General features: G+C 74.7%; 26 protein-coding genes. 16 read left to right on the forward strand and 10 right to left on the reverse strand.

The features are described from left to right. Positions 1-159 precede the first annotated feature (159 nt). Both ACIQ87_RS38750 and ACIQ87_RS38755 read left to right on the forward strand, forming a co-directional pair. Positions 160-654, forward strand: coding sequence for a hypothetical protein (locus ACIQ87_RS38750; RefSeq protein ID WP_402416727.1), 495 nt, complete (start codon positions 160-162; stop codon positions 652-654). A gap of 32 nt (positions 655-686) precedes the next feature. After that, positions 687-1,088, forward strand: a complete 402-nt coding sequence (locus ACIQ87_RS38755) for a hypothetical protein (protein WP_402416730.1) — start codon at positions 687-689, stop codon at positions 1,086-1,088. A gap of 69 nt (positions 1,089-1,157) precedes the next feature. Here the strand turns inward: ACIQ87_RS38755 and ACIQ87_RS38760 are convergent, their stop codons facing one another. Together ACIQ87_RS38760 and ACIQ87_RS38765 are read right to left on the reverse strand one after the other, a co-directional pair. Beyond that, on the reverse strand, positions 1,158-1,361 hold the full coding sequence (locus tag ACIQ87_RS38760) for a DUF397 domain-containing protein (RefSeq protein WP_402416733.1): 204 nt from the start codon (positions 1,359-1,361) through the stop codon (positions 1,158-1,160). A gap of 124 nt (positions 1,362-1,485) precedes the next feature. Next, positions 1,486-1,614, reverse strand: a complete 129-nt coding sequence (locus tag ACIQ87_RS38765; protein ID WP_402416736.1) for a DUF397 domain-containing protein — start codon at positions 1,612-1,614, stop codon at positions 1,486-1,488. 62 nt (positions 1,615-1,676) lie between these two features. Between ACIQ87_RS38765 and ACIQ87_RS38770 the strand changes: the two genes are divergently transcribed. Further along, a complete protein-coding gene (locus tag ACIQ87_RS38770) occupies positions 1,677-2,474 on the forward strand; it encodes an ABC transporter permease (RefSeq protein WP_402416738.1) in 798 nt (265 codons plus the stop codon). Between the two features lie 24 nt (positions 2,475-2,498). Here ACIQ87_RS38770 and ACIQ87_RS38775 read toward each other — a convergent pair whose 3' ends face one another. After that, a complete protein-coding gene (locus tag ACIQ87_RS38775) occupies positions 2,499-2,975 on the reverse strand; it encodes a hypothetical protein (protein ID WP_402416740.1) in 477 nt (158 codons plus the stop codon). 280 nt (positions 2,976-3,255) lie between these two features. Between ACIQ87_RS38775 and ACIQ87_RS38780 the strand changes: the two genes are divergently transcribed. Next, complete coding sequence (locus ACIQ87_RS38780) at positions 3,256-3,567, forward strand: hypothetical protein (RefSeq protein ID WP_402416743.1); 312 nt, start codon at positions 3,256-3,258, stop codon at positions 3,565-3,567. Positions 3,568-3,695: 128 nt separating this feature from the next. On the opposite strand, the gene ACIQ87_RS38785 is transcribed toward ACIQ87_RS38780, so the two are convergent. Further along, on the reverse strand, positions 3,696-4,424 hold the full coding sequence (locus tag ACIQ87_RS38785) for an SDR family oxidoreductase (RefSeq protein WP_402416746.1): 729 nt from the start codon (positions 4,422-4,424) through the stop codon (positions 3,696-3,698). A 295-nt stretch (positions 4,425-4,719) separates the two neighbouring features. Between ACIQ87_RS38785 and ACIQ87_RS38790 the strand changes: the two genes are divergently transcribed. From ACIQ87_RS38790 to ACIQ87_RS38805, 4 genes are all read left to right on the forward strand, one after another. Next, complete coding sequence (locus ACIQ87_RS38790) at positions 4,720-4,851, forward strand: hypothetical protein (RefSeq protein WP_402416748.1); 132 nt, start codon at positions 4,720-4,722, stop codon at positions 4,849-4,851. Positions 4,852-5,067: 216 nt separating this feature from the next. Further along, on the forward strand, positions 5,068-5,982 hold the full coding sequence (locus tag ACIQ87_RS38795) for a hypothetical protein (protein WP_402416751.1): 915 nt from the start codon (positions 5,068-5,070) through the stop codon (positions 5,980-5,982). A gap of 62 nt (positions 5,983-6,044) precedes the next feature. Next, positions 6,045-7,547, forward strand: a complete 1,503-nt coding sequence (locus tag ACIQ87_RS38800) for a hypothetical protein (RefSeq protein ID WP_402416753.1) — start codon at positions 6,045-6,047, stop codon at positions 7,545-7,547. 197 nt (positions 7,548-7,744) lie between these two features. Beyond that, the gene (locus ACIQ87_RS38805) at positions 7,745-9,205 is read left to right on the forward strand and encodes a hypothetical protein (RefSeq protein WP_402416755.1); all 1,461 of its coding nucleotides are present in this window, start codon (positions 7,745-7,747) and stop codon (positions 9,203-9,205) included. 219 nt (positions 9,206-9,424) lie between these two features. Here the strand turns inward: ACIQ87_RS38805 and ACIQ87_RS38810 are convergent, their stop codons facing one another. Beyond that, positions 9,425-10,936, reverse strand: a complete 1,512-nt coding sequence (locus ACIQ87_RS38810; protein WP_402416758.1) for an FAD-binding protein — start codon at positions 10,934-10,936, stop codon at positions 9,425-9,427. A gap of 68 nt (positions 10,937-11,004) precedes the next feature. Beyond that, positions 11,005-11,346: a hypothetical protein gene (locus ACIQ87_RS38815; RefSeq protein WP_402416761.1), complete on the reverse strand. Its 342-nt coding sequence runs from the start codon at positions 11,344-11,346 to the stop codon at positions 11,005-11,007. Between the two features lie 266 nt (positions 11,347-11,612). On the opposite strand from ACIQ87_RS38815, the gene ACIQ87_RS38820 reads away from it, so the two are divergent. Both ACIQ87_RS38820 and pgm read left to right on the forward strand, forming a co-directional pair. Further along, positions 11,613-11,912 (forward strand): YciI family protein, encoded by a 300-nt coding sequence (locus ACIQ87_RS38820; protein WP_402416763.1) that lies wholly within the window; start codon positions 11,613-11,615, stop codon positions 11,910-11,912. Positions 11,913-12,162: 250 nt separating this feature from the next. Next, positions 12,163-13,803, forward strand: coding sequence for a phosphoglucomutase (alpha-D-glucose-1,6-bisphosphate-dependent) (pgm, locus tag ACIQ87_RS38825; RefSeq protein WP_402416766.1), 1,641 nt, complete (start codon positions 12,163-12,165; stop codon positions 13,801-13,803). Positions 13,804-13,982: 179 nt separating this feature from the next. Here the strand turns inward: pgm and ACIQ87_RS38830 are convergent, their stop codons facing one another. Continuing rightward, the gene (locus ACIQ87_RS38830) at positions 13,983-15,164 is read right to left on the reverse strand and encodes an MFS transporter (RefSeq protein ID WP_402416769.1); all 1,182 of its coding nucleotides are present in this window, start codon (positions 15,162-15,164) and stop codon (positions 13,983-13,985) included. A 137-nt stretch (positions 15,165-15,301) separates the two neighbouring features. On the opposite strand from ACIQ87_RS38830, the gene ACIQ87_RS38835 reads away from it, so the two are divergent. The 3 genes from ACIQ87_RS38835 (at position 15,302) to ACIQ87_RS38845 (ending at position 17,778) form a co-directional block, all read left to right on the forward strand. After that, the gene (locus tag ACIQ87_RS38835) at positions 15,302-15,646 is read left to right on the forward strand and encodes an ArsR/SmtB family transcription factor (protein ID WP_402416771.1); all 345 of its coding nucleotides are present in this window, start codon (positions 15,302-15,304) and stop codon (positions 15,644-15,646) included. Between the two features lie 171 nt (positions 15,647-15,817). Then, a complete protein-coding gene (locus ACIQ87_RS38840; protein ID WP_402416774.1) occupies positions 15,818-17,032 on the forward strand; it encodes an alpha/beta hydrolase family protein in 1,215 nt (404 codons plus the stop codon). A gap of 26 nt (positions 17,033-17,058) precedes the next feature. Beyond that, positions 17,059-17,778, forward strand: coding sequence for an HAD family hydrolase (locus ACIQ87_RS38845; RefSeq protein WP_402416776.1), 720 nt, complete (start codon positions 17,059-17,061; stop codon positions 17,776-17,778). Between the two features lie 151 nt (positions 17,779-17,929). Here ACIQ87_RS38845 and ACIQ87_RS38850 read toward each other — a convergent pair whose 3' ends face one another. Then, positions 17,930-18,580, reverse strand: a complete 651-nt coding sequence (locus ACIQ87_RS38850; protein WP_402416779.1) for a GNAT family N-acetyltransferase — start codon at positions 18,578-18,580, stop codon at positions 17,930-17,932. Positions 18,581-18,928: 348 nt separating this feature from the next. Here ACIQ87_RS38850 and ACIQ87_RS38855 point away from each other — a divergent pair, with 348 nt between their 5' ends. Next, complete coding sequence (locus ACIQ87_RS38855) at positions 18,929-20,131, forward strand: hypothetical protein (RefSeq protein ID WP_402416782.1); 1,203 nt, start codon at positions 18,929-18,931, stop codon at positions 20,129-20,131. 62 nt (positions 20,132-20,193) lie between these two features. Further along, a complete protein-coding gene (locus ACIQ87_RS38860; protein ID WP_402416784.1) occupies positions 20,194-20,325 on the forward strand; it encodes a hypothetical protein in 132 nt (43 codons plus the stop codon). 134 nt (positions 20,326-20,459) lie between these two features. Here the strand turns inward: ACIQ87_RS38860 and ACIQ87_RS38865 are convergent, their stop codons facing one another. Together ACIQ87_RS38865 and ACIQ87_RS38870 are read right to left on the reverse strand one after the other, a co-directional pair. Beyond that, complete coding sequence (locus ACIQ87_RS38865) at positions 20,460-21,338, reverse strand: alpha/beta fold hydrolase (RefSeq protein WP_402416787.1); 879 nt, start codon at positions 21,336-21,338, stop codon at positions 20,460-20,462. Between the two features lie 38 nt (positions 21,339-21,376). Beyond that, the gene (locus ACIQ87_RS38870) at positions 21,377-22,042 is read right to left on the reverse strand and encodes a DUF4097 family beta strand repeat-containing protein (RefSeq protein ID WP_402416790.1); all 666 of its coding nucleotides are present in this window, start codon (positions 22,040-22,042) and stop codon (positions 21,377-21,379) included. Between the two features lie 250 nt (positions 22,043-22,292). Here ACIQ87_RS38870 and ACIQ87_RS38875 point away from each other — a divergent pair, with 250 nt between their 5' ends. Further along, positions 22,293-23,030 (forward strand): helix-turn-helix domain-containing protein, encoded by a 738-nt coding sequence (locus ACIQ87_RS38875; RefSeq protein ID WP_402416792.1) that lies wholly within the window; start codon positions 22,293-22,295, stop codon positions 23,028-23,030. Positions 23,031-23,039 lie beyond the last annotated feature (9 nt).

Below are 23,039 nucleotides of genomic sequence, written 5' to 3' on the forward strand. Positions count from 1 at the left end.
ACTTACGGGGTGCTGGCACTGCTCGTGGTTCTCCTTACGCCTGGATCGTAACAAACCCAGACATCAGGGACTCCACGAAAGCCAGAGCAGCTCAGCCAGTTCCTGCTCGAACAGCTGGCGAGCAGCGGGCGTACCTCCCTGAAGGACCAGGTCGAGCCGGTGGGCGGCGGCCGGCAGGAGCACACCACGGTCACCTGCACGATCGAGGTCGGGGCGTTCAACCCCGGGTTCTGGAACAACGACCCGACCACCCTGTACAACAACAACTGCTACAACTACGCGAGCAACTGGCGTACGAACACCTTCGCGCAGCCCGGCCGCGGCTGCGGCAGCATGTACACCCAGATCACCTGCGACGAGGTGGCCCGCGCGGCCCTGTGCGACGGCATGCACCACCGTTTCGACTGTTTTCCCGACAGTGAGGCGCCGCGCCCCCTGGTGGCCCTGGTCGTCATCCCCGGCGGCGGCGACTACCACTGGTACCGCAAGCACAAGGAGGGCTTCTGGGGTCACAAGCCGGGCGGTACGCCGGCCCGCAACTACGACAACAGCGGGAACGTGATCTACGACCCGGAGACCGCCGACCGCGGGCCCTACACGATCTTCTGCGGCTACTTCTACGGCTGTGTCAGCCAGCGGCAGAGGATCAACTGACCGGCTCCGGGGGCCCTTCGGCGGTCGTCGAGGTGGACCTCTACAGCGGGCGGCCCAACCCGCGTTTCACGCTGGACGGGCCCGCGGCCGACGAACTGGCGCACCGGATCGGCGAGCTGACACCGCAGCCGGCGACGACGGCGGGGGCGGCCGGGAGCGGAGGCGAGGCGGGCGGGAGCGGAGACGAGGCGGGCGGGGGCGGGGCGCCGTACGGCGGGCTCGGTTACCGGGGACTGCGTGTCCTGGCCGGCCCGCACGCCGCCGCCCCGGGGATCGCCGTGGGCGGCGGGGTCGTGACGCTGCCCACCCCGCACGGGCCGCCGCGCCGCCTGCGGGACCCCGGGCGGGCCCTGGAACGCTGGCTCCTCGACCAGGGCGCGGGCGTCTTGGACCCCGCGGTCCTCGCCACGGCCCGCCGGGAGCTCGCGCGGTAGCCCGCCGCGTGGAGGCACGGGGGAGTGCGTCCGGCGCCGCCGCGCCGGGGCAGCAGCGAGCAAGTGCGGTCAGGTGGTGGGGAGTTCGCCGGTGCGGACGGCGGTGACGAAGGCCTGCCAGGTGGGGGCGGGGAAGGCGAGGGCCCGGCTGGCGGGGTCCTTGGAGTCACGCACCGGCATGACGCCGGGGACGCCGTCGGCGACCTCCGCGCACCGGCCGCCCTGCCCGCTGTGGGTGCTCTTGCGCCGGACGGCGGGGGTGCTGCTGCTCATGGCGGTTGCCTCCTGAATCAGCGATGGAGTGAGAAGTCGGCAAGAGCGACTTCTCATGTCGGGTGTTCGGGAGGGGCCTTCGGCGTCGCTGCCCCGGGGCGGGGGCGGCGACCCGCGGGTGCGGTCAGGTGGTGGGGAGTTCGCCGGTGCGGACGGCGGTGACGAAGGCCTGCCAGGCGGAGGGTGAGAAGTCGAGGCGGGGGCCGTCGGGGTCCTCGCCGTCCCGCACGCGGCCGGGGCGCGCGTCGTCCACTTCGATGCACTGGCCGCCGCCCCGTTGTGGGTGCTCTTGCGCCAGGCGGTGGGGGTGCTGCGGTGCTCGGCGAAACGGTCGAACATGCCCGCACCGGCTGGCGCCTGGTACCCGCCCGCGTCGGCGCCATGTGCGCCGTCGAACTGCAGAAGCTGCGCCACGACCGCACCGAGCTCTACACCCGGGCGATCCAGCCGGCGCTGTGGCTGCTGATCTTCGGCCAGACCTTCACCCGCCTCAAGGCGATCCCCACCGGCGGCATCCCCTACCTGGACTTCCTCGCCCCCGGCATCATCGCCCAGTCCGCGATGTTCATCGCGATCTTCTACGGCATCATGATCATCTGGGAGCGGGACTCCGGCGTCCTCACCAAACTGCTGGTCACCCCGGCCCCGCGCGCCGCCCTCGTCACCGGCAAGGCCTTCGCCGCCGGGGTGAAGGCCGTCCTGCAGGCCGCCGTGGTGGTGCTGATCGCCGCCGCCCTCGGCGTCGCCATGACCTGGAACCCGCTGCGGCTGGCCGGCGTCGTGGCCGTCGTCCTGCTCGGCTCGGCGTTCTTCTCCTGCCTGTCGATGGCCATCGCCGGCATCGTCCTGACCCGCGACCGCCTGATGGGCATCGGCCAGGCCATCACCATGCCGCTGTTCTTCGCCTCCAACGCCCTCTACCCCCTCGCCCTGATGCCCGGCTGGCTCCAGACCGTCAGCAAGGCCAACCCGCTCAGCTACCAGGTCGACGCCCTGCGCGGCCTGCTCATCGGCACCCCCAGCCACCTGCCCCTGGACTTCGCCGTCCTCACCCTCGCCACCCTCCTGGGCATCGGCGCCGCCTCCGCCCTGCTCGGCCGCCTCGCCCGTTGAGGACCCGTCCCGCGCCGTGGCCGCTCACTCGACCCGGAACCCGCCGTGGGCCGCCGCGCGGGTGAGGTAGTCGACCCCCTCCTCCCAGTGCGGCGTCCCGGCGAACGTCCCGGCCCGGGCCGAGGCGGGCTGCGCCGCGAGGGCGGCCAGGGCCGCGCGGATCTCGGCGGGCGTCACCAGCCGGCCGTCGTTGGTGCCGCCGATCCTGTAGTCCGGGATGCCGGTGGGCCGTTCGGCCTGCCGGCCGCTCACCGCCCGGCAGGCGGCCCGGAAGGCGAGCACGGCCGGCGACACCTCGCCGCCCGGCTCGGCGGCGAAGTCGGCGGCCGTCAGACCGAAGCCTTCGATCCTCGGCAACGGCAACGGCAACGGCTCGTGGCCGTGCGACAGCGTCCCGAGGCGGTCCGTGGCCCGCTTCGCCAAACCCATGCCGGAGAGGTCGAACCGGTATTCCGGATCGCCGGCGCCTTGCGGCCGCTCGATCGTCATGTCCCAGCCCACGCCGCCGCTCCCGTCCGCTGGGCCTGCGGTGTGTCCGCCGTGCCGCCGCGCCGCCGTGCGGCACCCGCACGACGGCCGGACACACCGCAGGGCCAGCGACGGGCGCCCGGCCCAGCGGTTTTCGCGCCCGGCCCACCGCGCGAACCGCCACCGCCGTACGGCCGGGGGAGGGAAGGGGGAGGGAAGCGGACCGACGAATCCCGGTGACACCCGGCCGCCGGGCGAGGGAGACCGCCCACCGGCAGACGGACGCGGCACACACCGACCGGAAGGCGGCACAGTGACCCTGGCCACGAAGGGAACCCGGCGCATCGCCGTCGAGGGCGTCGAGTACCGCCGGCGCGTCAGCCGCCGGCACTGGTGCTGCGACTACGAGGGCACCACCCTCGGCTACGCCGTGCAGGACGCGCGACACCCCGCGGCCACGCTCGTCGTGGACACCGGCCGGCCCACCGCCCGCACCCCGGCCGCGGTGCCGGCGCAGGTGGTCATGCCGCGGGAGGTCGCCGCGGGTATCCGCCACGCGCGGGCGAACGGCTGGACACCGCGCACGGCTGGGCCGCCGTTCAGGCTGCGCCCGTCCGCGCTCTGACGCCCTCCGGACGGCTTCCCCGGGCCCCCTGCCCCCTCCGGACGGCTTCCCCGGGCCCCCGGGCGCCCCCGGGCGAGCCTCCCCGGGCCTTCGGGGCCCCGGGGTTCCCGTGGGGCGGTGCGGGCGGGTCAGGAGAGCCAGTCCGCGTAGCGGGTGGGGGCGAGCCGGGCGTTGCTGTCGGTGAGGACGTCGCCCTGGACGGCGGCGAACATGCCGGCGGTGGCGTCGGTGACGACGGTGCGGTGGTCGCCCTTGCGGGCCAGGGTGATCCGGCCCAGCTCGTCCAGGGGGAAGACCTCGGGGCCGGCGATGTTGCGGATGCCGTTCAGCGGGGCGCCCGCCGCGACCAGCGCCACCGCCTCGGCCACGTCCTTGGAGGCGATCGGCTGGATCGGCGTGGCGGGCAGCCGGACGGTGTCGCCGTCCGCGGTCCAGGACAGGACGGCGTCGACGAAGTCCATGAACTGCGTCGCCCGGACGATCGAGTACGGCAGGGGCCCGGCCGCGAGGATCTCCTCCTGGAGCGCCTTGGCGCGGTAGTAGGCCAGCTCCGGCACCCGGTCCACGCCGACGATCGACAGGATCACGACGTGGCCGACGCCGCCGCGGCGGGCCGCGGCCAGCAGGTTGTCCATCGAGGTCCGGAAGAAGGCGGGGGAGGCCTCGTCGAAGGTCGGGGAGTTCGTCAGGTCGACCACGACGCCGGCCCCCGCCACCGCCTCCTCCAGCCCCCGCCCGCTGATGACGTCGACCCCGGTGGACTTCGAGTGCGCCACCGCCTCGTGGCCCGCGGCGTTCAGGTTCCTGACGACCTGCGACCCGATCAGCCCGGTGCCGCCGATGACTGCGATCCTCATGACCTGCCCTTTCGTCGTGACCATGTCCGAAATATGGCATACGGACAGCGGGCGGGCGCGGCACGGCCGCCGCACGCCGCCACGGCCCCGGCCGTGCCGGGGACGCGCCGCCGGGAGGCCGGGCTGACACCAAGCTGACTGTCCCGTTGGTGACAACCCGAAGCCGTTCCACCCGCTGCCCCGGGCCCACAGGATGGTGACCACAGGAACGGGGCGAGGACGACTCCCCCCGCGATCCGGGCGGGTCCGCGCCGGCCGCCCGCACCACCGAAACGCTTCCCCGGGGGGAACCACCATGCTCCGCGCCGTCCCGACCACCACCACCGCCGCCGCCATCACCACCGGCTCCGCCCTCCCGCACACCGCGGCCGGGGCCGCGGTGCGCGCCGACACGGGTACCTCCTCGACGGTCATCGGCTGGGACTGAGCCCCCCGGCCGCCCCCGGACGGCCACCCGGCCCGACCCCCGGGCACCGCTTCATCGCACCACCCTTCTTCGCGCCACCGCCCCTGGGCGAACGCCGCAGCGGCCCCCGGGCGCGCCGCCGGCGCCGATCCGCCGCGTCCGGCCGCACGGACGACAGCGCCGAGCCGCCCTCACCTCCCCTCGCCTTTCACCGACCTCCTCGAACAGGGATCCGCCATGCCCGCACGCACCCGACGACCGACCCTCACCGCGGTGTCCGCCGCGCTGGCCCTGTGCACCGCCGTCCTGGCCGGCTGCGCCGCCTCGGCCGGTACCGCAGCGCCCGCCGCCGGGGTGGCTGGAGCGTCAACTTCGGTTGACGGCAGCCGAGTTGCCACCAAGGATGCCGCCCCGGCCGCCACTGCGAGCGCCGCGTCGACACCGTCCGCGGACCCGGCGGGCGCCACCACCGGAACACCGGCGGACACCGCGCCGCCCGCCGCGCCGCCCGCCGCGCCGCCCGCCGCGACGACCGGAGCACCGGCGCCCGCCGCACCCGCCGCCGCGCCGGCGGCCGGGGCCGGTGCGCCGCTGGGCGCCGCCGTCCGGCCGGCCGCTCTGCCCATCGCCCCGGCCTTCGGGTGGACGCCCGACGGTCCGTTGAGCAGCCAGGACGTGCAGGGCCGGACGGTCACCCTCAACGAGTGCGCGAGCGTCACCGGCGCCACCACCTGGCAGCAGCAGGGCTACCTCAGCGCGGCCCGCAACCCGGCCGGGCAGCAGCTGTTCGCCTTCGCCGCCCCCGAGGCCGCCCGCGCCGCCTTCGACCGGCTGTCCGCCGGCATGGACGCCTGCCAGGACGCCTCCCGCCGCCTGCAGGCCGACCACGCGGCACCCCAGGACGCGACCGTCACCCGCACCGCGGCCGCGGACGCCAGGGCGTCGTGGTCCAGGACCTGGACGGGCGTCGGCGGCATGTCCGCCGACCAGCGGCAGACCAACCACCTCTACGCCCTCCGCCAGGGCGCCGTCCTGACCCTCTTCGGATTCGACGAACTGCAGGAGCGCCCCGGTCCGGCCCACGACACCGGCACCGACCGTGCCGTCCTCGACGCCCTCGACGCGCTCCCCGCCGCCGGCTCCGCGCACTGAACCCGCTCCGAACCCCCGCTTGGCACCGCCCGTTCACCCGACTCCTCACCGAAGGACGACCCATGCGCATCACCAAGACGACGTCACGCCTGGCCTCCGTCCTCGCCGGCGCCTGCCTGGCCTCCGTGGTCCTGGCCACCGCCCCGGCCCACGCCGACTCCGTCCAGGGCACCTCCTACACCGCGACCTCGACCGGCACGCTCGGCAACAACGCGGCCCCCGGCGGCACGGTCACCCGCAGCCAGGTCCTGGCCCGGGCCCAGGCCTGGGTCGACCAGCAGGTCCCGTACAGCGCCAACGGCCTCCAGGCGCCGTACAGCTGGTGGTCCGACAACCAGACCGGCGGCCGCTACCGCCAGGACTGCTCCGGCCTCGTCTCCATGGCCTGGGAGCTGACGAGCAGCCCGACCACGTACGGCATCCCCTCGTACTCGACCGCGATCAGCAAGCTCGACCTGCGCCCCGGCGACGTCCTCAACAGCAGCGAACACGTCGTCATATTCGTCGGCTGGCGCGACAAGTCCGCGGGCACCTTCACCTACTACCAGGAGAGCAGCCGCAGCCGGCCGACGAACTACAACACCGACGGCAACATCTACGGCTCCACGCTCTCCAGCCACGCGATGAGCGGCTACACCGCCTACCGGTACAAGAACATCGCCGACGACGTCGCGCCCAACCCCACGCCCTCCTCGCCGTCGACGGTCCACGTCAGCGCGATCGGCGCGGACGGCGGCCTCCAGGCCACGGACGGCGACTACGCCGGCCCCGGCTGGTCGGGTTCCTGGGCGCCGCTGGGCGGTTCCGGTCTCAAGGCGCTCGCCAGCGCGGTGACCGGCACCACGATGCACGTCTACGCGCTGGGCTCGACGGGGCGGGTGTACACGATGGACGCCGACTACGGCACCGGCCGGTGGAGCGGTGGTTGGCAGGAGGTGCCCGGCGGCGCGGAAGGCGCCACCGCGCTGACCGCCTCCGCGACCGGCAACCGGGTGCACCTGAGCATCGTCGGCTCGGACGGCGCCCTGCACGCCACGGACGGGCAGTACGGCGGGGCCGGCTGGTCCGGTACGTGGGCGCCGCTGGGCGGTTCCGGTCTCAAGGCGCTCGCCAGCGCGGTGACCGGCACCACGATGCACGTCTACGCGCTCGGCTCGACGGGGCGGGTGTACACGATGGACGCCGACTACAACTCCGGCCGGTGGAGCGGTGGTTGGCAGGAGGTGCCCGGCGGCGCGGAAGGCGCCACCGCGCTGACCGCCTCCGCGACCGGCAACTGGGTGCACCTGAGCATCGTCGGCTCGGACGGCGCCCTGCACGCCACGGACGGGCAGTACGGCGGGGCCGGCTGGTCCGGCACGTGGGCACCGCTCGGCGGTTCCGGTCTCAAGGCGCTCGCCAGCACCGTCACCGGCACCACCATGCACGTCTACGCGCTGGGCTCCACCGGGCGCGCCTACACCATGGACGCCGACTACAACACCGGCCAGTGGAGCACCGCCTGGCAGGACATCCCCGGCGGCATCGAAGGCGCCACCGCCCTCACCGCCTCCACCACCCGCTGACCACACCCGCCCGACCACACCCGCCCGACCACACCCGCCCGACCACACCCGCCCGACCACACCCGCTGACCCGCCACACCGCGCCGGGGCGTGTCCGGCCGCCGCCCCCCGGACACGCCCCCCGCGCCCCCGGCCCGGCACCCCGCCCGCCCGCGCACCCGCATCCGCGCCCCGGACCCAGGAAGAGCCGCACTCCCGTGACCAAGAAGCTCCGCACGCTCCTGCCCACCGCCCTCGCCGCCGCCGCCCTCCTGTCGCCCCTGGCCCTCACGGCCACCCCCGCCCACGCCGCGCTGCAGCCCGACCGCTCCTGCGGCACCGTCACCGGCGCCGACACGGCCGCCGCCGCGAGCCTCAACACGGTCCTCACCGGCAAACTCGCCCACGCCATGACCGCCTACCGCGCCTCCTGCGCCCGCGCGATCGTCGCCACGACCCGGGCCCGCGGCCTGCCCGACCAGGCCGCCGTCATCGCCGTCACCACCGCCATCGTCGAGTCCGAACTGCGCAACAACCCCAACGTCCTGGACCACACCAGCGTCGGCCTCTTCCAGCAGCAGACCTGGTGGGGCAGCTTCGAGGAGCGCCTCGACCCGGCCTACTCCACCAACGCCTTCCTCGACGCGATGCTCCGCGCCTACCCCAACGGCGGCTGGAAGACCCAGCCCGTGGGCACCGTCTGCCAGAAGGTCCAGGTCTCCGCCTTCCCCGGCGCCTACCAGCCCCAGGCCGCCGACGCCCAGCTCATCGTCGCCGCCATGACGCCGCCCGCACCGGCGCCCGCCCCGGCCTCCAGGGTCCACCTCAGCGCCGTCGACGCGAACGGCACCATGCGCGCCACCGACGGCGACTACGCGGGCCCCGGCTGGTCCGGCTCGTGGGCGCCCCTGGGCGGCTCCGGCCTCAAGGCGCTCACCAGCGCGGTCACCGGCACCACCATGCACGTCTTCGCCCTGGGCTCCACCGGGCGCGTCTACACGATGGACGCCGACTACAACTCCGGCCGGTGGAGCAGCGGTTGGCAGGAGGTGCCCGGCGGCGCGGAAGGCGCCACCGCCCTGAGCGCCACCACCATCGGCAACCGCATCCACCTGAACATCATCGGCTCGGACGGCGCCCTCTACGCCACCGACGGCGACTACGCCGGCCCCGGCTGGTCCGGTATGTGGGCACCCCTGGGCGGCTCCGGCCTCACCGCCCTCGCCAGCGCGGCCACCGGGGACACCATGCACGTCTACGCGCTCGGCTCCACCGGGCGCGTCTACACGATGGACGCCGACTACGGCACCGGCCGGTGGAGCACCGCCTGGCAGGACGTGCCCGGCGGTGCCGAGGGCGCCACCGCGCTGACGGCCTCCGCGACGGGGAACCGGGTGCACCTGAGCATCGTCGGTTCGGACGGCGCGCTGCACGCCACGGACGGGGAGTACGGCGGGTCCGGCTGGTCCGGCTCCTGGGTGCCGCTGGGCGGTTCCGGTCTCAAGGCGCTCGCCAGCGCGGTCACCGGCACCACCATGCACGTCTACGCGCTCGGCTCGACGGGGCGGGTGTACACCATGGACGCGGACTACGGCACCGGTCAGTGGAACGGCGGTTGGCAGGACGTGCCCGGCGGCATCGAAGGCGCCACCGCCCTCACCGCCTCCACCACCCGCTGACACCACCCGCCGGCCACCCGCCGCCACCCGCCGCCACCCGACGAGCACCCCGGGCACCCCTCTTCCCCTCCCGAGGAAGAGGGGCGCCCACACAACCGGGCACCGACACCGACACCGACACCGACACCGGCACCGGCACCGGCACCGGCACCGGCACCGGCACCGGCGTCGGCGGCCAAGCGCCCGCCGGCCCGCCGGCGAGCCCGGCCCGCCGGCGCGTCAGGACGCGTGGATGCCCTGCCCCGGCGTCAGGATCCCCGCCGGGTCCCAGCGCCGCTTGGCCGCCACCACCCGCTCCCACAGCCCCCCGTAGTGACGCCGCCAGTCCGCCCGCGTCATCCCCGGCACCGCCCCGATCAGGTACCGCTTGCCGCCCAGCTCCACCGCCAGGTCGTACAGCAGCCGATTGCGCTCCAGCATCGCCGCCGTGTCCGCCCCCGGCCCCGGGAACGCCAGCAGGTCGAAGTGCCAGCCCACCTCCTCCTGCTCCGGCAGCACCGCCAGCGGCGCCCGCACCTTCGAGCGCAGGTACGGGTAGAACAGCAGCAGCCCCGCCCCCAGGTCGGCCGCCGTCAGCACCTCCGCGGCCCGCGCCATGAACGCCCGCGCCGACGCCGCCGGCAGGAACACGCTCAGCCACGGCTTGGGCAGCGCCCAGAACCCCGCCGCCCGCAGGTACCCGGAGAAGCCGTCCACCCGGTACGCGTACTCCCGCCAGCTCTGCTCCACCACCTCCGTCTCCACCGGGACGAGCCCCGCCAGCAGCGCCGCCCGGTCCACCTGCTGCCCGGCGTCCGCGAACGCCACCAGCTCCGCCTTGTAACGCCAGCGCGAACCGTCCGCGCTGCGCACCACGTCACCGACCTGGAAGTCGAAACGCCGCCGGGCCAGCACCTTCTCCTGGTCGGCGAGGTAGGCGTCCAGGTCGTCGTAGTACAGCGAGAACACGTGGGCGCGCTCGCGGACCCTCACCAGCGCGAGGGTGACGCGCACGATGACGCCGACCTGGCCGCCGCCGGCCAGCACCGCCTCGAACAGCTCCCGGTTGCGGGTGGGGGAGGCCGTCACCAGCTCGCCGGTGCCGGTCACCACGTCCAGCTCCAGCACGTTGTCGACCTGCATGCCGTAGCGCTGCACACCGCCGCCGATGCCGCCCACGCTCAGCGTGCCGCCCACCGACAGGTGCAGGTAGTCGGTGAGCACCGGCGGCACCCAGCCCGCCGCCAGGCCCGCCTCGGTCACCTGCGCCCACGTCGCCCCGGCCTCCACCACGGCGCGCCCCGCGCTCACCGACACGATCCCGGACAGGCCGCGCGCGTCGATGGCCACACCGCCGCGCGGGTTGGCCTGGCCGTAGCTGGAGTGCGACTCCAGCCCCTCCTCGCCGAGCTGCGCCAGGTCCCCGCTCTGCCCGTTGACGGCCACCGGGATGCCGTGGCGGCGGGCGAAGGCGACCAGCTGCTGCACGTCGCGCACCGAGCCGGGGCGCAGCACCGCCCGGGGCGCGGCGGTGACCAGGTGCCCGAAGTCGGTGGAGAAGCGCTCCAGGCCCTGGCCCTGCAGGGTCACCGTGCCGTCCAGGGCGGGCAGTCGGGCGATGTCGGGTACGGCTCCGTCGTCGGCTTCGGTGGCCCACGCGGCGGTGGCGGTGTTCCAGCCGATGACGGCGGTGACGGCCCCGGCGCCGGCGGAGGCGAGGAGGGTACGGCGCGACAGCCCTGAGCTGCTCATATCAGGTGTTCCCCGATCAGTCGTCAAAGAAAGGATTGTCGTTTGTACCGCACCTTCCGGGTGATCACCTACTGTCCTGCACAGGCGTTCTGCTCCTTTTTCAGCGCGGCGAGGCCGTGGAGCACGGCGTCCACGACCATCGGCTCGTAGGGGTTGTGGTCGTTGCCCATCCACGCGGTCGCGGCCGCGGCCTCCTCCAGCAGGGCCAGCCGCGCCGCGGGCAGGTCGGCGACCAGCGGTGAGCGGCTCTCGTCCAGCAGGGTGTGGACGAGCTTGTGGGCGTACACGCGCGGGCTGACCGCGAACAGTGTCCGGTACACCCACAGCGCGTCCTTGCCGGTCAGGATCCAGTCGTCGTTCAGCAGCAGCCGTATCCGCGCCCTCGTCACCAGGTCCTCGTGCACGCGCATCCGTCCGTCCCCCTTCGTCGTTCCTGTGGCCCCCCGTGCCCGTGCCCGTGCGCGGGCAGCACGCCGTGCGCGCCGGGCGCCCGCGGGGGGCGGCGGCGCGGTGGGCGCGACGGGGGACGAGCCACGAGTCTGCGGGCGCGCGACCCGGCGCGGCAAGGCGCGGGACGGGTGTGCCGGGTCCTACCGCGAGCCGTGCGCGACCTGGCAGGATGGGGGTCGGCACCCTCCCGGCGGGTGCCGCGCGGGCCGGGTCTAGCCTGGGCCCCATGTTCGTACTGGAGCTGACGTACACCGCCGACCTGGAGTCGGTCGACGCCGTGCTGCCGCAGCACGTGCGGTGGCTGGGGGAGCACTACGCGGCGGGCACCTTCCTCGCCTCGGGGCGCAAGGTGCCGCGCGACGGCGGGGTGATCATCGCGGTGGGTGAGGACCGGGCCTTCGTCGAGGCGCTGGTGGCCACCGACCCGTTCGTGCGGGCCGGGTTGACCGAGTACCGGGTGACGGAGTTCCTCGCCACCACCACCGCCGAGGAGTTGGCGGCCCACCGCCAGCAACTGCCCGCCTGACGCCCCTTCCGGCGCCCGCCCGGCGCCTGGCTGACGCCCCTTCCGGCGCCTGGCTGAAGCCCGCCTGCCCGAAGTCCGCCTGAAGCCCGTCTCAAGGCCGTCTGAAGGATGTCCGAGGCCGTCCGTCCCCGCCGGTGAGCGGTGCTCCGGGCCGTTCGCGCGGTTCGGGGCACGGTCGCGTTCTGGCTACGATCGGTGAGCGCGGAGCGACGACGTATCGCGAGTACCGACTTTCGGCGGGAGAAGACGGATGGCACACGCACGGGCCGGGCAGCCGGCGCAGCCGGGCGACCTGGTGGACGTGGCAAGGCTGGTGACGGCGTACTACGCGCTGAACCCGGACCCGCAGGAGCCCGGGCAGCGGGTGTCGTTCGGGACCTCGGGGCACCGCGGCTCGTCGCTGGACGCGGCCTTCAACCAGGACCACATCGCCGCGACCACGCAGGCGATCTGCGAGTACCGGGCCGAACAGGGCGTCGCGGGCCCGCTGTTCCTCGGCGCCGACACCCACGCCCTGTCCGAGCCCGCCAAGGTCACCGCCCTGGAGGTGCTGGCCGCCAACGGCGTGCAGGTGCTGATCGACGCCGCCGACGGCTACACCCCCACCCCGGCGGTCTCGCACGCCATCCTCGCCCACAACCGGCGCAGCCCCCGGGCGCTGGCCGACGGCATCGTGGTCACCCCCTCGCACAACCCGCCGCGCGACGGCGGCTTCAAGTACAACCCGCCCAGCGGCGGCCCGGCCGGCTCCCGGGCCACCGGCTGGATCCAGGACCGCGCCAACGAACTGATCCGCGAGGGCATGCGCGGCGTCAAGAAGGTCCCCTACGCGCGGGCGCTGGCCGCCGCCACCACCGGGCGCCACGACTACCTCACCGCCTACGTCGAGGACCTGCCCTCCGTCCTGGACCTGGACGCCGTGCGGGACGCGGGCCTGCACATCGGCGCCGACCCGCTGGGCGGCGCCTCGGTGGCCTACTGGGCGCGCATCGCCGACACCCACCGCCTGGACCTGACCGTCGTCAACCCGGTGACCGACCCGACCTGGCGGTTCATGACGCTGGACCGGGACGGGAAGATCCGCATGGACTGCTCCTCCCCGGCCGCGATGGCCTCCCTCATCGGCCGCAGGGACGAGTACGCCATCGCCACCGGCAACGACGCCGACGCCGACCGGCACGGCATCGTCACCCCCGACGGCGGCCTGATGAACCCCAACCACTACCTGGCCGTCGCCGTCGACTACCTCTACCGCCACCGCACCGACTGGCCCGGCGACGCGGGCGTCGGCAAGACCCTCGTCTCCTCCTCGATGCTCGACCGCGTCGCCGCCGACCTCCACCGCCCCCTGGTCGAAGTCCCGGTCGGCTTCAAGTGGTTCGTCGACGGCCTGCTGGAGGGCTCGCTCGGCTTCGGCGGCGAGGAGAGCGCCGGCGCCTCCTTCCTGCGCCGCGACGGCGGGGTGTGGACCACCGACAAGGACGGCATCCTGCTCGCCCTGCTCGCCTCCGAGATCACCGCCGTCACCGGCGCCACCCCCAGCGCCCACTACCGCGAACTGACCGAGCGCCACGGCGCCCCCTCCTACGCCCGCGTCGACGCCCCCGCCGACCGCGAGCAGAAGGCCCGTCTGGCCCGCCTGTCCCCCGAACGGGTCGGCGCCGGCGAGATCGCCGGGGAGAAGATCACCGCCGTCCTCGCCAAGGCCCCCGGCAACGGCGCCCTCATCGGCGGCATCAAGGTCTGCACCGAGAACGCCTGGTTCGCCGCCCGTCCCTCCGGCACCGAGGACGTCTACAAGATCTACGCCGAGTCCTTCCACGGCGACGAACACCTCGCCCGCGTCCAGGACGAGGCCCGCGCCCTGGTCGGCGAGGTCCTGCGCGGCTGACCCCCCGGCCCCGCGCCGGGTGCCACCGCGCCGGGTGCCACCACGCCGGGCGCCACCACGCCGGGCGCCACCGGGCAGGGCGCCACCGGGCAGGGTGCCGGCGCGCCGGGTGCCCCGGTCCGTGCGACGGACCGGGGCACCCGCCCGTCCAGGGCACCGTTCAGGCACCCGCCCCCTTCTCAGGCCCGCACCGCTCCCCGGCCCGGCGCCGCCGCCCGCACCGCCCGCCCGTCCCGGGTCGACGCCGCCGCCACCGCACACGCCACCAGCGCCAGCCCCGCCGCCGCGAAGGGGAACCACCGCCCGCCCAGCACCGCGATCGCCGCCGACCCCGCCACACCCCCCGCCGCCGTCCCCAGGTACAGCGCACTGCTGTTCAGCGAGATCAGCAGCGGCGCGTTCGCCGGATCGATCGACGCCAGCCGGTGCGGCAGCGCCACCGACACCGCCCACCCCGCCAACGGCACCACCAGCGCGTACCCCAGCGCCCCCGGCATGCTGCGCCCCAGCCACGGCAGCGCGGCGAACGCGCCCGCGGCCACCGCCGAGCCGGTCAGCAGCACCCGCCGCACCCCGATCCGGTCCACCAGGCGCCCGCCCAGCCAGCTGCCCGCCACCGACATCACGCCGCAGGTCAGCAGGACGACGCTCAGCCGGTCGGCGTCGCCGCCGGTGGCGCCGGACACGGCGGTGGCCAGGTAGATGTAGACGCTCTGGAAGGCGAGGAAGAACACCAGCGTGGTGGCCGCGGCGCCCAGCACCCGGGGCCGGCCCAGCGGCGCCAGGCGCGCGCGCAGGGTGGGCGCGGCGGTGGGGGCGGGCAGGTCGCGCAGCAGCAGCGCCAGGCCGGCCAGCGCCGCCAGGCCCAGCGCGGTGACCAGCCACATCGTCATCCGCCAGTCGGCGCGCCCCACCCAGGTGCCCAGCGGCACGCCGAGCGCGGTGGCCACCGTCATCCCGCCGAGCACCGTCGCCAGCGCCCGGCCGCGCCGCTCGGGGGCGACCAGGGTGGTGGCCACCGCGTTGGCGGTCGGCGTGTAGAGGGCGGCGCCGGCCGCGGCCAGGACACGGGTGGCCAGCAGCAGCCCGTAGGAGGGGGCGAGGGCGCTGAGCGCGTTGGCCGCGCTGAACACCGCGAGCGCGGTCAGCAGCAGGCGCCGGCGCGGCCAGCGGGCGGTGAGCGTGGCCAGCACCGGGGCCAGCAGCGCGTAGCCGAGCGCGAAGACGGTGACCAGCTGGCCGGCGGCCGGCACCGACACCCCCAGGTCGGCGGAGATCGGGCCGAGGATGCCGGCGACGACCATCGAGTCGGTGCCCATGGCGAAGGTGCCGAGGGCGAGCAGGAGCAGACGTACGGGCACGGGAGAGCCCCCCGGGGCGCGAGCGAAAGGATTGTTTGATAGCCATGCAACAGTTTGACGCTCGCCAAACACTCGGGCATTGGTGGATGATTGTCAAACCGTCCTGTTCCCCCTGCGGCCCCCGAGGAGCGTGCGCCATGAGCGACGACGAGCGGCTTCCCCAGCCCGCCACCGCCGACATCGACCTCGTCACGGTCCTGCACGCCCTCGGCGACCCCGTGCGCATGACCCTGCTGCTCAGCTACGCCGACGGCGGCGAGCACTCCTGCGACCCGCGCGGCCTGGGCCTGGAACACCTCCACAAGTCGACCGTCTCCCACCACATGCGGGTGCTGCGCGAGGCCGGCGTCACCACCACCCGCGTCGCCGGACGCAACCGCTTCGTCAGCCTGCGCCGCGCCGACCTCGACACCCGCTTCCCCGGACTGCTCGACGCACTGCTGGCCTCGGCGCCGACTCCCGTGGCAACTCCCGTGCCGTAGCCGCTGGTTGAACCCCTAGGGGGAGAGGCCGCGGGGATGGCGCCGCAGGCGTAGGCCCGCGGACGCAACCGGCCCCGGGCGGCTCCTGCCGCGGGCGGACGCGCCCGGGCCGGCCCACCCGGCACGGTGGACGCGCACCCCACCGCCCCGCCCGCCGAAGGAGCCACACCCATGACCACACCACGGCCCGGCCGCCCGCCCTCCCGCCGCCGCGTCCTCGGGGCACTCGCCCTGGGCGCCGCCGGCGCCGCCGGTGCCGCCGCCGGCGCCGGGCCCGCACGCGCCGACACCGCGCCCGCCGACACTCCCGCCGCCACGGCGGGGGAGACCCGCCTGAGACTGCCCGCACCCACCGGCCCCCGCCCCGTCGGCACCGCCCTGCTCCACCTGACCGACACCGCCCGCACCGACGCCTGGGCCCCCACCCCGCGCCCGCGCGAACTGCGCGCCCGCCTCTGGTACCCCGCCGCGAACCGCGCCCGGGGCCCGTACGCGCCGTGGATGAGCCCCGCCGAGACCGCCCACCTCCAGGCCGCCTACTTCGGCGTCCCCGACGCCCGCCTCACCTGGCCCACCACCCACGCCCGCCCCGGCGCCCCCGCCGACCGCACCCGCCGCCACCCCGTCGTCCTCAACTCCCACGGCTCCGGCGCCGACAGCGCCTTCAACACCGCCCTCGCCGAGGAACTCGCCTCCCACGGCCACGTCGTCGCCGCCGTCGACCACACCTACGACGCCGGCGAGGTCGAATTCCCCGGCCGGCGCCTGGAAGTACGCGACAAGGCCCGCGTCCAGGCGATGACCGACACCGAGATCGTCGCCTACCGCGCCGCCGACGTCCGCTTCCTCCTCGACCACCTCCACGGCGGCCCGCTGCCCGCCGGCCTGGACGCCGCCCTCGACCTCGACACCGTCGGCATGTTCGGCCACTCCATGGGCGGCGCCACCACCGCCCAGGCCCTCCACGACGACCCGCGCATCCGCGCCGGCGCCATCCTCGACGGCCCCCTGTTCGGCCCCGCCGCCACCGCCGACCAGAACCGCCCCCTGCTGCTGATGGCCTCCGCCTGGGACAGCCCCGCCCGCGACGCCATGTGGAACACCCTGTGGCCCCACCTGACCGGCTGGCGCCGACGCCTGACCCTCACCCACTCCGGACACCTGTCCTACTGCGACCTCCAACTGCTCGTCCCCCAGGGCCAGCCCGCCTTCGCCTGGCCCCCCGACCAACGGGAACACTTCCTCGGCACCGGCGACCCCCGCCGCGCCGTCGCCGCCCAACGCGCCTACCTCACCGCCTACTTCGACCTCCACCTGCGCGCCGTCCCCACCCCGCTGCTGGACGGCCCCACACCGCACTGGCCCGAGATCCGCTTCGACGCCTGACCAGGCACCGACACAAGGACCCCCACATGCCGATCCGAGGCGTGCTCTTCGACGTCGACGACACCCTGTTCGACTACTCCGGCTCCGAACAGGCCGGCATCCTCGCCCACCTGCACCACCTCGACCTGCTGCGCCGCCTGCCCGGCCCCCAGGCCGCCGTGGCGCTGTGGCGCGAGGTCACCCGGGAGCAGTACGCGCGCTTCCTGTCCGGCGAACTGACCTTCACCGCACAGCAGCACGAACGCACCCGCCACTTCCTCGCCCGCCTCGGCGAGGACACCGCCGCCATGCCCGACGAGACGGCCGCCGCCTGGTTCGCCGGCTACACCGCCCACCGCGACGCCGCCCAGGCGGCCTTCCCCGACGCCGCACCCGTCCTCGCCGCCCTCGCCCCCACCCACCGCCTCGGCATCGTCTCCAACTCCTCCACCGCCCAGCAGCGCCGCAAACTCCACGCCACCGGCCTGCTGCACCACTTCGACGACACCGCCATCGTCTGCTCCGACGAACACGGCGAAGCCAAACCCGCCCCCGGCATCTTCCTCACCGCCTGCGCCCGCCTCGGCCTGCCCCCGCACCAGGTCGCCCACGTCGGCGACAACTACACCCTCGACGCCCTCGCCGCCCTGGACGCCGGCCTCCACCCCTTCTGGCTCGACCGCACCGCCACCCACCCCACCCCCACCGGGCACGACATCCCCGTCCTGCACACCCTCACCGACCTGCCCACCGCCCTCCCCACCTGAGACACCCCCCCGCACGCTTCCCGCACCGAGCCGCACCGGAAGCCGGCACGGCCGACTTCCGGCGCGGCGCGGCCGGCGGTGCCGGGCCCCGTGCGGGCCCGTGGCCGCGCGCCGGGGGGTGACCGGGCGAGTCGGCCGGTCCCGCGGGACGTCAGCCGGGCAGGCCGAACAGGGCGCGGCAACCGTCGCTCAGGCCGGTGACGGTGACCGGGGTACGGGCGTGCTCGGCCCACGCCTCGGGGGTCAGACGCAGGCGCCGCGAGACCACCACCCGGCCGTCCAGCACATCGCGGTCGATGCCGTCGTCGCGGTAGCCGAGCTTGCGGGAGACGGCCAGGGAGGAGTGGTTGTCGGCGAAGGACAGCGAGGTCGCCGACTGCGCGCCCAGCTCCGCGAACGCCAGGTGGAGCATCGCGGCGCGCATCTCGGTGCCCAGACCCCTGCCCTGGTGCTCCAGGCCGATCCAGGAACCGGAGACGATCTCACGCCGCACCCCGAACTCCTTGCCCCGCATGTCCTGGATGCCCACCGGGCGCCCCTCGTGGAAGGCGACCAGGTTCAGCACCCAGTGCCGCGCGCTCCAGCTGCCCAGCCGCGCCCAGTGCAACTGCAGCACGTGCCGGGCGCGTTCGGCCGCCGGAAGCTCGCCCCAGGGCGTCAGGAAGGGACGGTCCCGGGGCAGGTGGACACCGCGGGCGGCGACGTCCGCCACCTCGGCCAGTTCGTCCTCGGTGGGCAGGCGCAGCTCCAGGCGGGGCGAGGTCACGCGCAGCCCCCGCAGGGGCCAGTGGTCGATGATCATCGGATCAGTGTGCCCACCGGGCCCGCGCCGCGCACCGGCATTTCCACGCCCCGCCCGCGCCCCGCCCGTGCCCCGCCCGCGCCCCGCCCGCGCCCCGCCCGTGCCCCGCCCGCGCCCCGCCCGTGCCCCGCCCGCGCCCCGCCCACGCCCCGCCCGCGCCCCGCCCGCGTCCCGCCCGCGTTCCGTCCGTCCGCTCGCATCGAGCACGCGGATACGTTTCGTGCTCGAATCACTACAGAAAGTGCCCACTGGTGGTGAACGGAAGGACTTCTGACGGCGGTCGACGAGGACCCGAGGGTCGTACGGGCTCCAGGGGCGCAGGCCCTCGGTGCGCCCTTCCCCGAGGCGGTGTACCGGCTGACGGAGGCGCAGGCCCGGGCGGCGGGGGTGCGCTCCGAGGACGTGTGGGTGGAGGCCGAGTGGTGGAAGTACGAGGTCCACCTCAGCGCCTCCGCGGCCGACACCGCGGCCTCGTTCCACAAGGTGGCCGCCGAGCTGGTCGGCCTGGTGCCGGGGATGCCCGCGGGGGTCGGCGAGCTCGTCGGCGAGTTCATGAAGCTGAAGGCCGGGTGGATCAAGCGTGTGTCGAACGGCAACGGCTGCAAGCTCGTCTCCCCGTGGATCTTCCCCCTCATGCTCATCCCCGTGGCCAAGCGCAACCCCGACACCAACCTGTACTGGGCCACGTACAGGGAAGGCGTGGATGCCCCGGGCTGGAGTGAACGGGAGCAGATGCCCGACCACAAGTCCGTCGAGAACCCGGCCCTCGCCCTGTTCCAGGACAAGGTGTTCTGCGTGTACCGGGGCCACACGGACCAAGCCCTGTGGTTCACCGTGAACACGCCGGACGGCACCGGCTGGAGCGACGCGGAGGGGATCCCGAGGCAGTTCTCCAAGGCCGCGCCGGCCCTCGCCGTGTACGGCGACCGCTTGTACTGCGTCTACATGGCCCACGACGGCAGCCAGGAGTTGTACTACACGTTCTTCGACGGCCACGGCTGGAGCAGCCCCACGAAGATCCCTGGCCAGAAGACCAGCACCGGCCCCGGCCTCGCGGTGTTCGACGGCAAGCTGTACTGCGTCTACCAGGCCTCCGGCGGCGCGCCCGAGATGTACTGGACCCGTTTCGACGGCGAGAGGTGGAGCGATGCGGTGAAGATGCGGCGCCCGGATGGCGGGCACCACAAGTGCCACCGCGAACCGGCCCTCGCGGCCTACGCCGGCCTGCTCCACTGCGTCTACCGCTCCGACCAGAAGTACGGGCCCCTGTGTCACGCCACGTTCGACGGCACGAACTGGGACAGTGGCACCAAAATCGGGGACAACAAGTCCGAGGACGGTCCGGGCCTGGTCGTGTACAGGGACAGGCTCCACTGCGTCTACCGTGCGATCACCCAGGACGCAAGCCTGTACCACGTCACCTACAACGGCACCACCTGGTCCGGCTACAAGAAGCTCGACCTGGTCAGCGCGGAAGGCCCCCGCATGATCGCGCACCGCGACCCCGAGACCAGGGAGGACCAGATCTTCTGCATCCACCGCGGACGCTAGTGAACCCGCCCGCGGCGCGCCGACCGGCCGCACGGCACCGGAGCCGGCCCGGCGGCGCGCCGGTGACGGACCCGGTGGTCGGCGCCGGCGAGGACGGCCGGCCGGAGGTCTTCGGCACGACGGCCTCCGGCGCCGTCGGCCACGCCGTCCGGAGCAGCGTGGCGAGCGCCTTCGGCACCTTTTGGGACCTGTGACGGGACGGGGCACCGGGCCGGGGCGCCGGGCCGGGGGCGAGAGGCCGCGCGCGGCGCCGGGCAGTCGAACGCACTGCCCGGCGCCGCGCGCGTCGGCACGGGTGCCCGGCCGCCGGCCCGCGGCCTTCGGGGCGTCAGCGGCCGCCGGAGCCGGAGCCGGAGCCGGAGTCGGGGCCGGGGCCGGGGCCGGGTCGGGGGGCGGGGCGGTCGAGGGCGGCGACCTCGCGGACGGCGTCGGCGACGGCGCGGAAGTCCTTCTTCAGGATCGTGTCGTGGGTGGAGGGGACCTTCGCGCTGAGCCTGATGTGCGGGTTGCGCTCGGTCACCGCCGGCACGGCCGCGCGGATCAGTTCCTGCTCGTCGCCCTTGCTGCCCAGCGAGGCCCCGGAGGCGAGCACGTACCGGGTCGGCACGGTGACGGCGTCCAGGACCGTGCCCAGCGCGTCGGCGCCGCCGATCCTGCCCAGCTCGATGTTGCACTGCGCCATCTGCCGGGGCGTCATCCGCGGGGTCAGGCCGGTGGGGCGCAGCAGCACCATGAGCGGGTACCACAGGCGGAACTGGCGGCGGATGCGCCGTTCCAGGTCCTCGGTGAGCCAGTCGTACGGTTCGGCGCCCTCGACCAGGACGGCGCCGACGGCGCGCTGCGGGTTGCGGTGGGCCCAGTGCGCTGCGACGAACGCGCCGTAGGACCAGCCGACCGCCAGGGCGCGCCGCACGCCGCGGGCGGCGAGGACGGCGTCGACGTCCCGTACGGCGGCCTCGAAGGAGTAGTCCGCGGAGCGCCGGGACCTGCGGCCGCGGGCCCGCTCGTCGTAGGTGATGTGCCGCAGGTGCGGGCCGAGGTCGCCGATGACGCGGCGCCAGTAGCCCTGGGTGGCGAACTGGCCGTTGAGGTAGACCACGGGCAGGCCGGGGCCGCCGGTGTCGGTGACGGCCAGGGCGGTGTCGTCGACCGGGACCATGCCGGTCCAGGCCTTCGCGGTGGTGGTGGGTGCGGCGTCGGCGGTCATGGCGTTTCCCCCTGGGTGGTGTCGGGTCCGGGCGGGTGTCAGAGGCTGCGGGCGGTGATGTCGCCGTGGGCGGTGGTGGCGCGGACGGCGAGCGCGGGGGTGCCGTCGTTGCGCAGGGCGTTGTCGATGCGGCCGTGGCCGGTGCCGGCGTCCAGGGCGGCGCTGACGCCGGCGGCGGCGCCGACGGTGATGCTCCCGGACCGGGTGCTCAGCTCGACGGTGCCGTGTCGGGCCTCGGTGACCCGGATGTCGCCGCGGGTGGTGGTGATCCGGGCGGGGCCGGTGAGGCGGGCGACCTCGACGTCGCCGTCGACGGCGCTCAGTTCCAGGCTCGCGGCCTCGTCGATCGTGGTGCCGCGGTACGCGCCGTCGAAGGCGATGTCGCCGAGGCGGCCGACGGTGTGCAGTTCGGCGGCGGCGGCCTTGCCCCGGACGGCGGAGCCGACCGGCAGGTGGACGGTGACCTCCAGCGAGCCGGTGGGGCCCAGGAGCTGGTGGTCGGCCGCGGCGGTGACGATCCGCAGGACGCCGTCGGCCAGGTCGACGGTGGTCCGCTCGGCGGCCCGGACGTCGCGGCCGCTGTCGGCCTCGGCGGGCCGGACCTCGACGGTGGTGTCGCCGCGCTCGGCGGCGAGGAGCCGCACGCGGCCGCCGGGGACGTCCAGGACGACGCTGACGGGGGCGGGGGTGTCGAACTTCTGCACGGTGCTCTCCTGCTGTGCCGCGGTCCATCGGTGTTTCCGACATTGGAAACGCTACGTTGCTTTCAAGATCTCGGCAACTAGTTCGTTGCATCAAAACACCATCACCACAGGTGGGTAGCGGAAAACTGTTGCAACGGGCATGCCTGGTAATGCAACGACAGTGACGGTGATCATTGCAATGGGCGGAGGGTGAACGCTATGGTGGGCGCGACGGCGCGGGAACCACCCGCCCACCACCGAGGAGGACGCGATGCCGGGAGGCAGGCTCACCGTGCAGGAACGCCAGCAGATCGCGCTCGGGCTGGCCGACAGCCTCCCCTACGCCGAGATCGCCCGGCGCCTGGAACGCCCCACCTCGACCGTCACCCGCGAGGTGACGCGCAACGGCGGCCCCCTCGCCTACCGCGCCGACCTGGCCCAGCGCGCCACCGGGCACCGCGCCCGGCGCCGCCGCCCCGCCGCCCCGGGCGGCCCGCACCCCGCCCCCCATCCCCACGGGCGCGACGACGAGGCCGTCGCCGCCTACGAGGAGCAGCTGACCACCGTCCTCATGGCCTCGGGCCTGAACCGGATGGCGGCCCGGGTGGTCACCTGCCTGTCCACCACCGACGCGGGCAGCCTCACCGCCGCCGAACTCGCCCGGCGCCTGCAGGTCAGCCCGGCCTCCATCTCCAAGGCCATCGCCTTCCTGGAGAGCCAGAGCCTGGTGCGCCGCGAACGCGACGAACGCCGCCGCGACCGCTACATCGTCGACGACGAGCTCTACTACCAGGCGGTCATCGCCAGCGCCCGCGCCAACGACAGGATCATCGACACCGCCCGCCAGGGCGTCGCCGTCCTCGGCCCCGACACCCCCGCCGCCGTCCGCCTGGAGAACATCGCCCGCTTCCTCACCTTCATCAGCGAGAGCATCGTGCGCGCCGCCGAACAGGCCCGCGAGGTCCTCCACACCAAACCCGCCACGGCGGCCGAGGGCACCCCGCAGTAGGAAGCCGAC

The organism is Kitasatospora sp. NPDC096204 (assembly GCF_044763205.1).
Lineage (GTDB): Bacteria > Actinomycetota > Actinomycetes > Streptomycetales > Streptomycetaceae > Kitasatospora.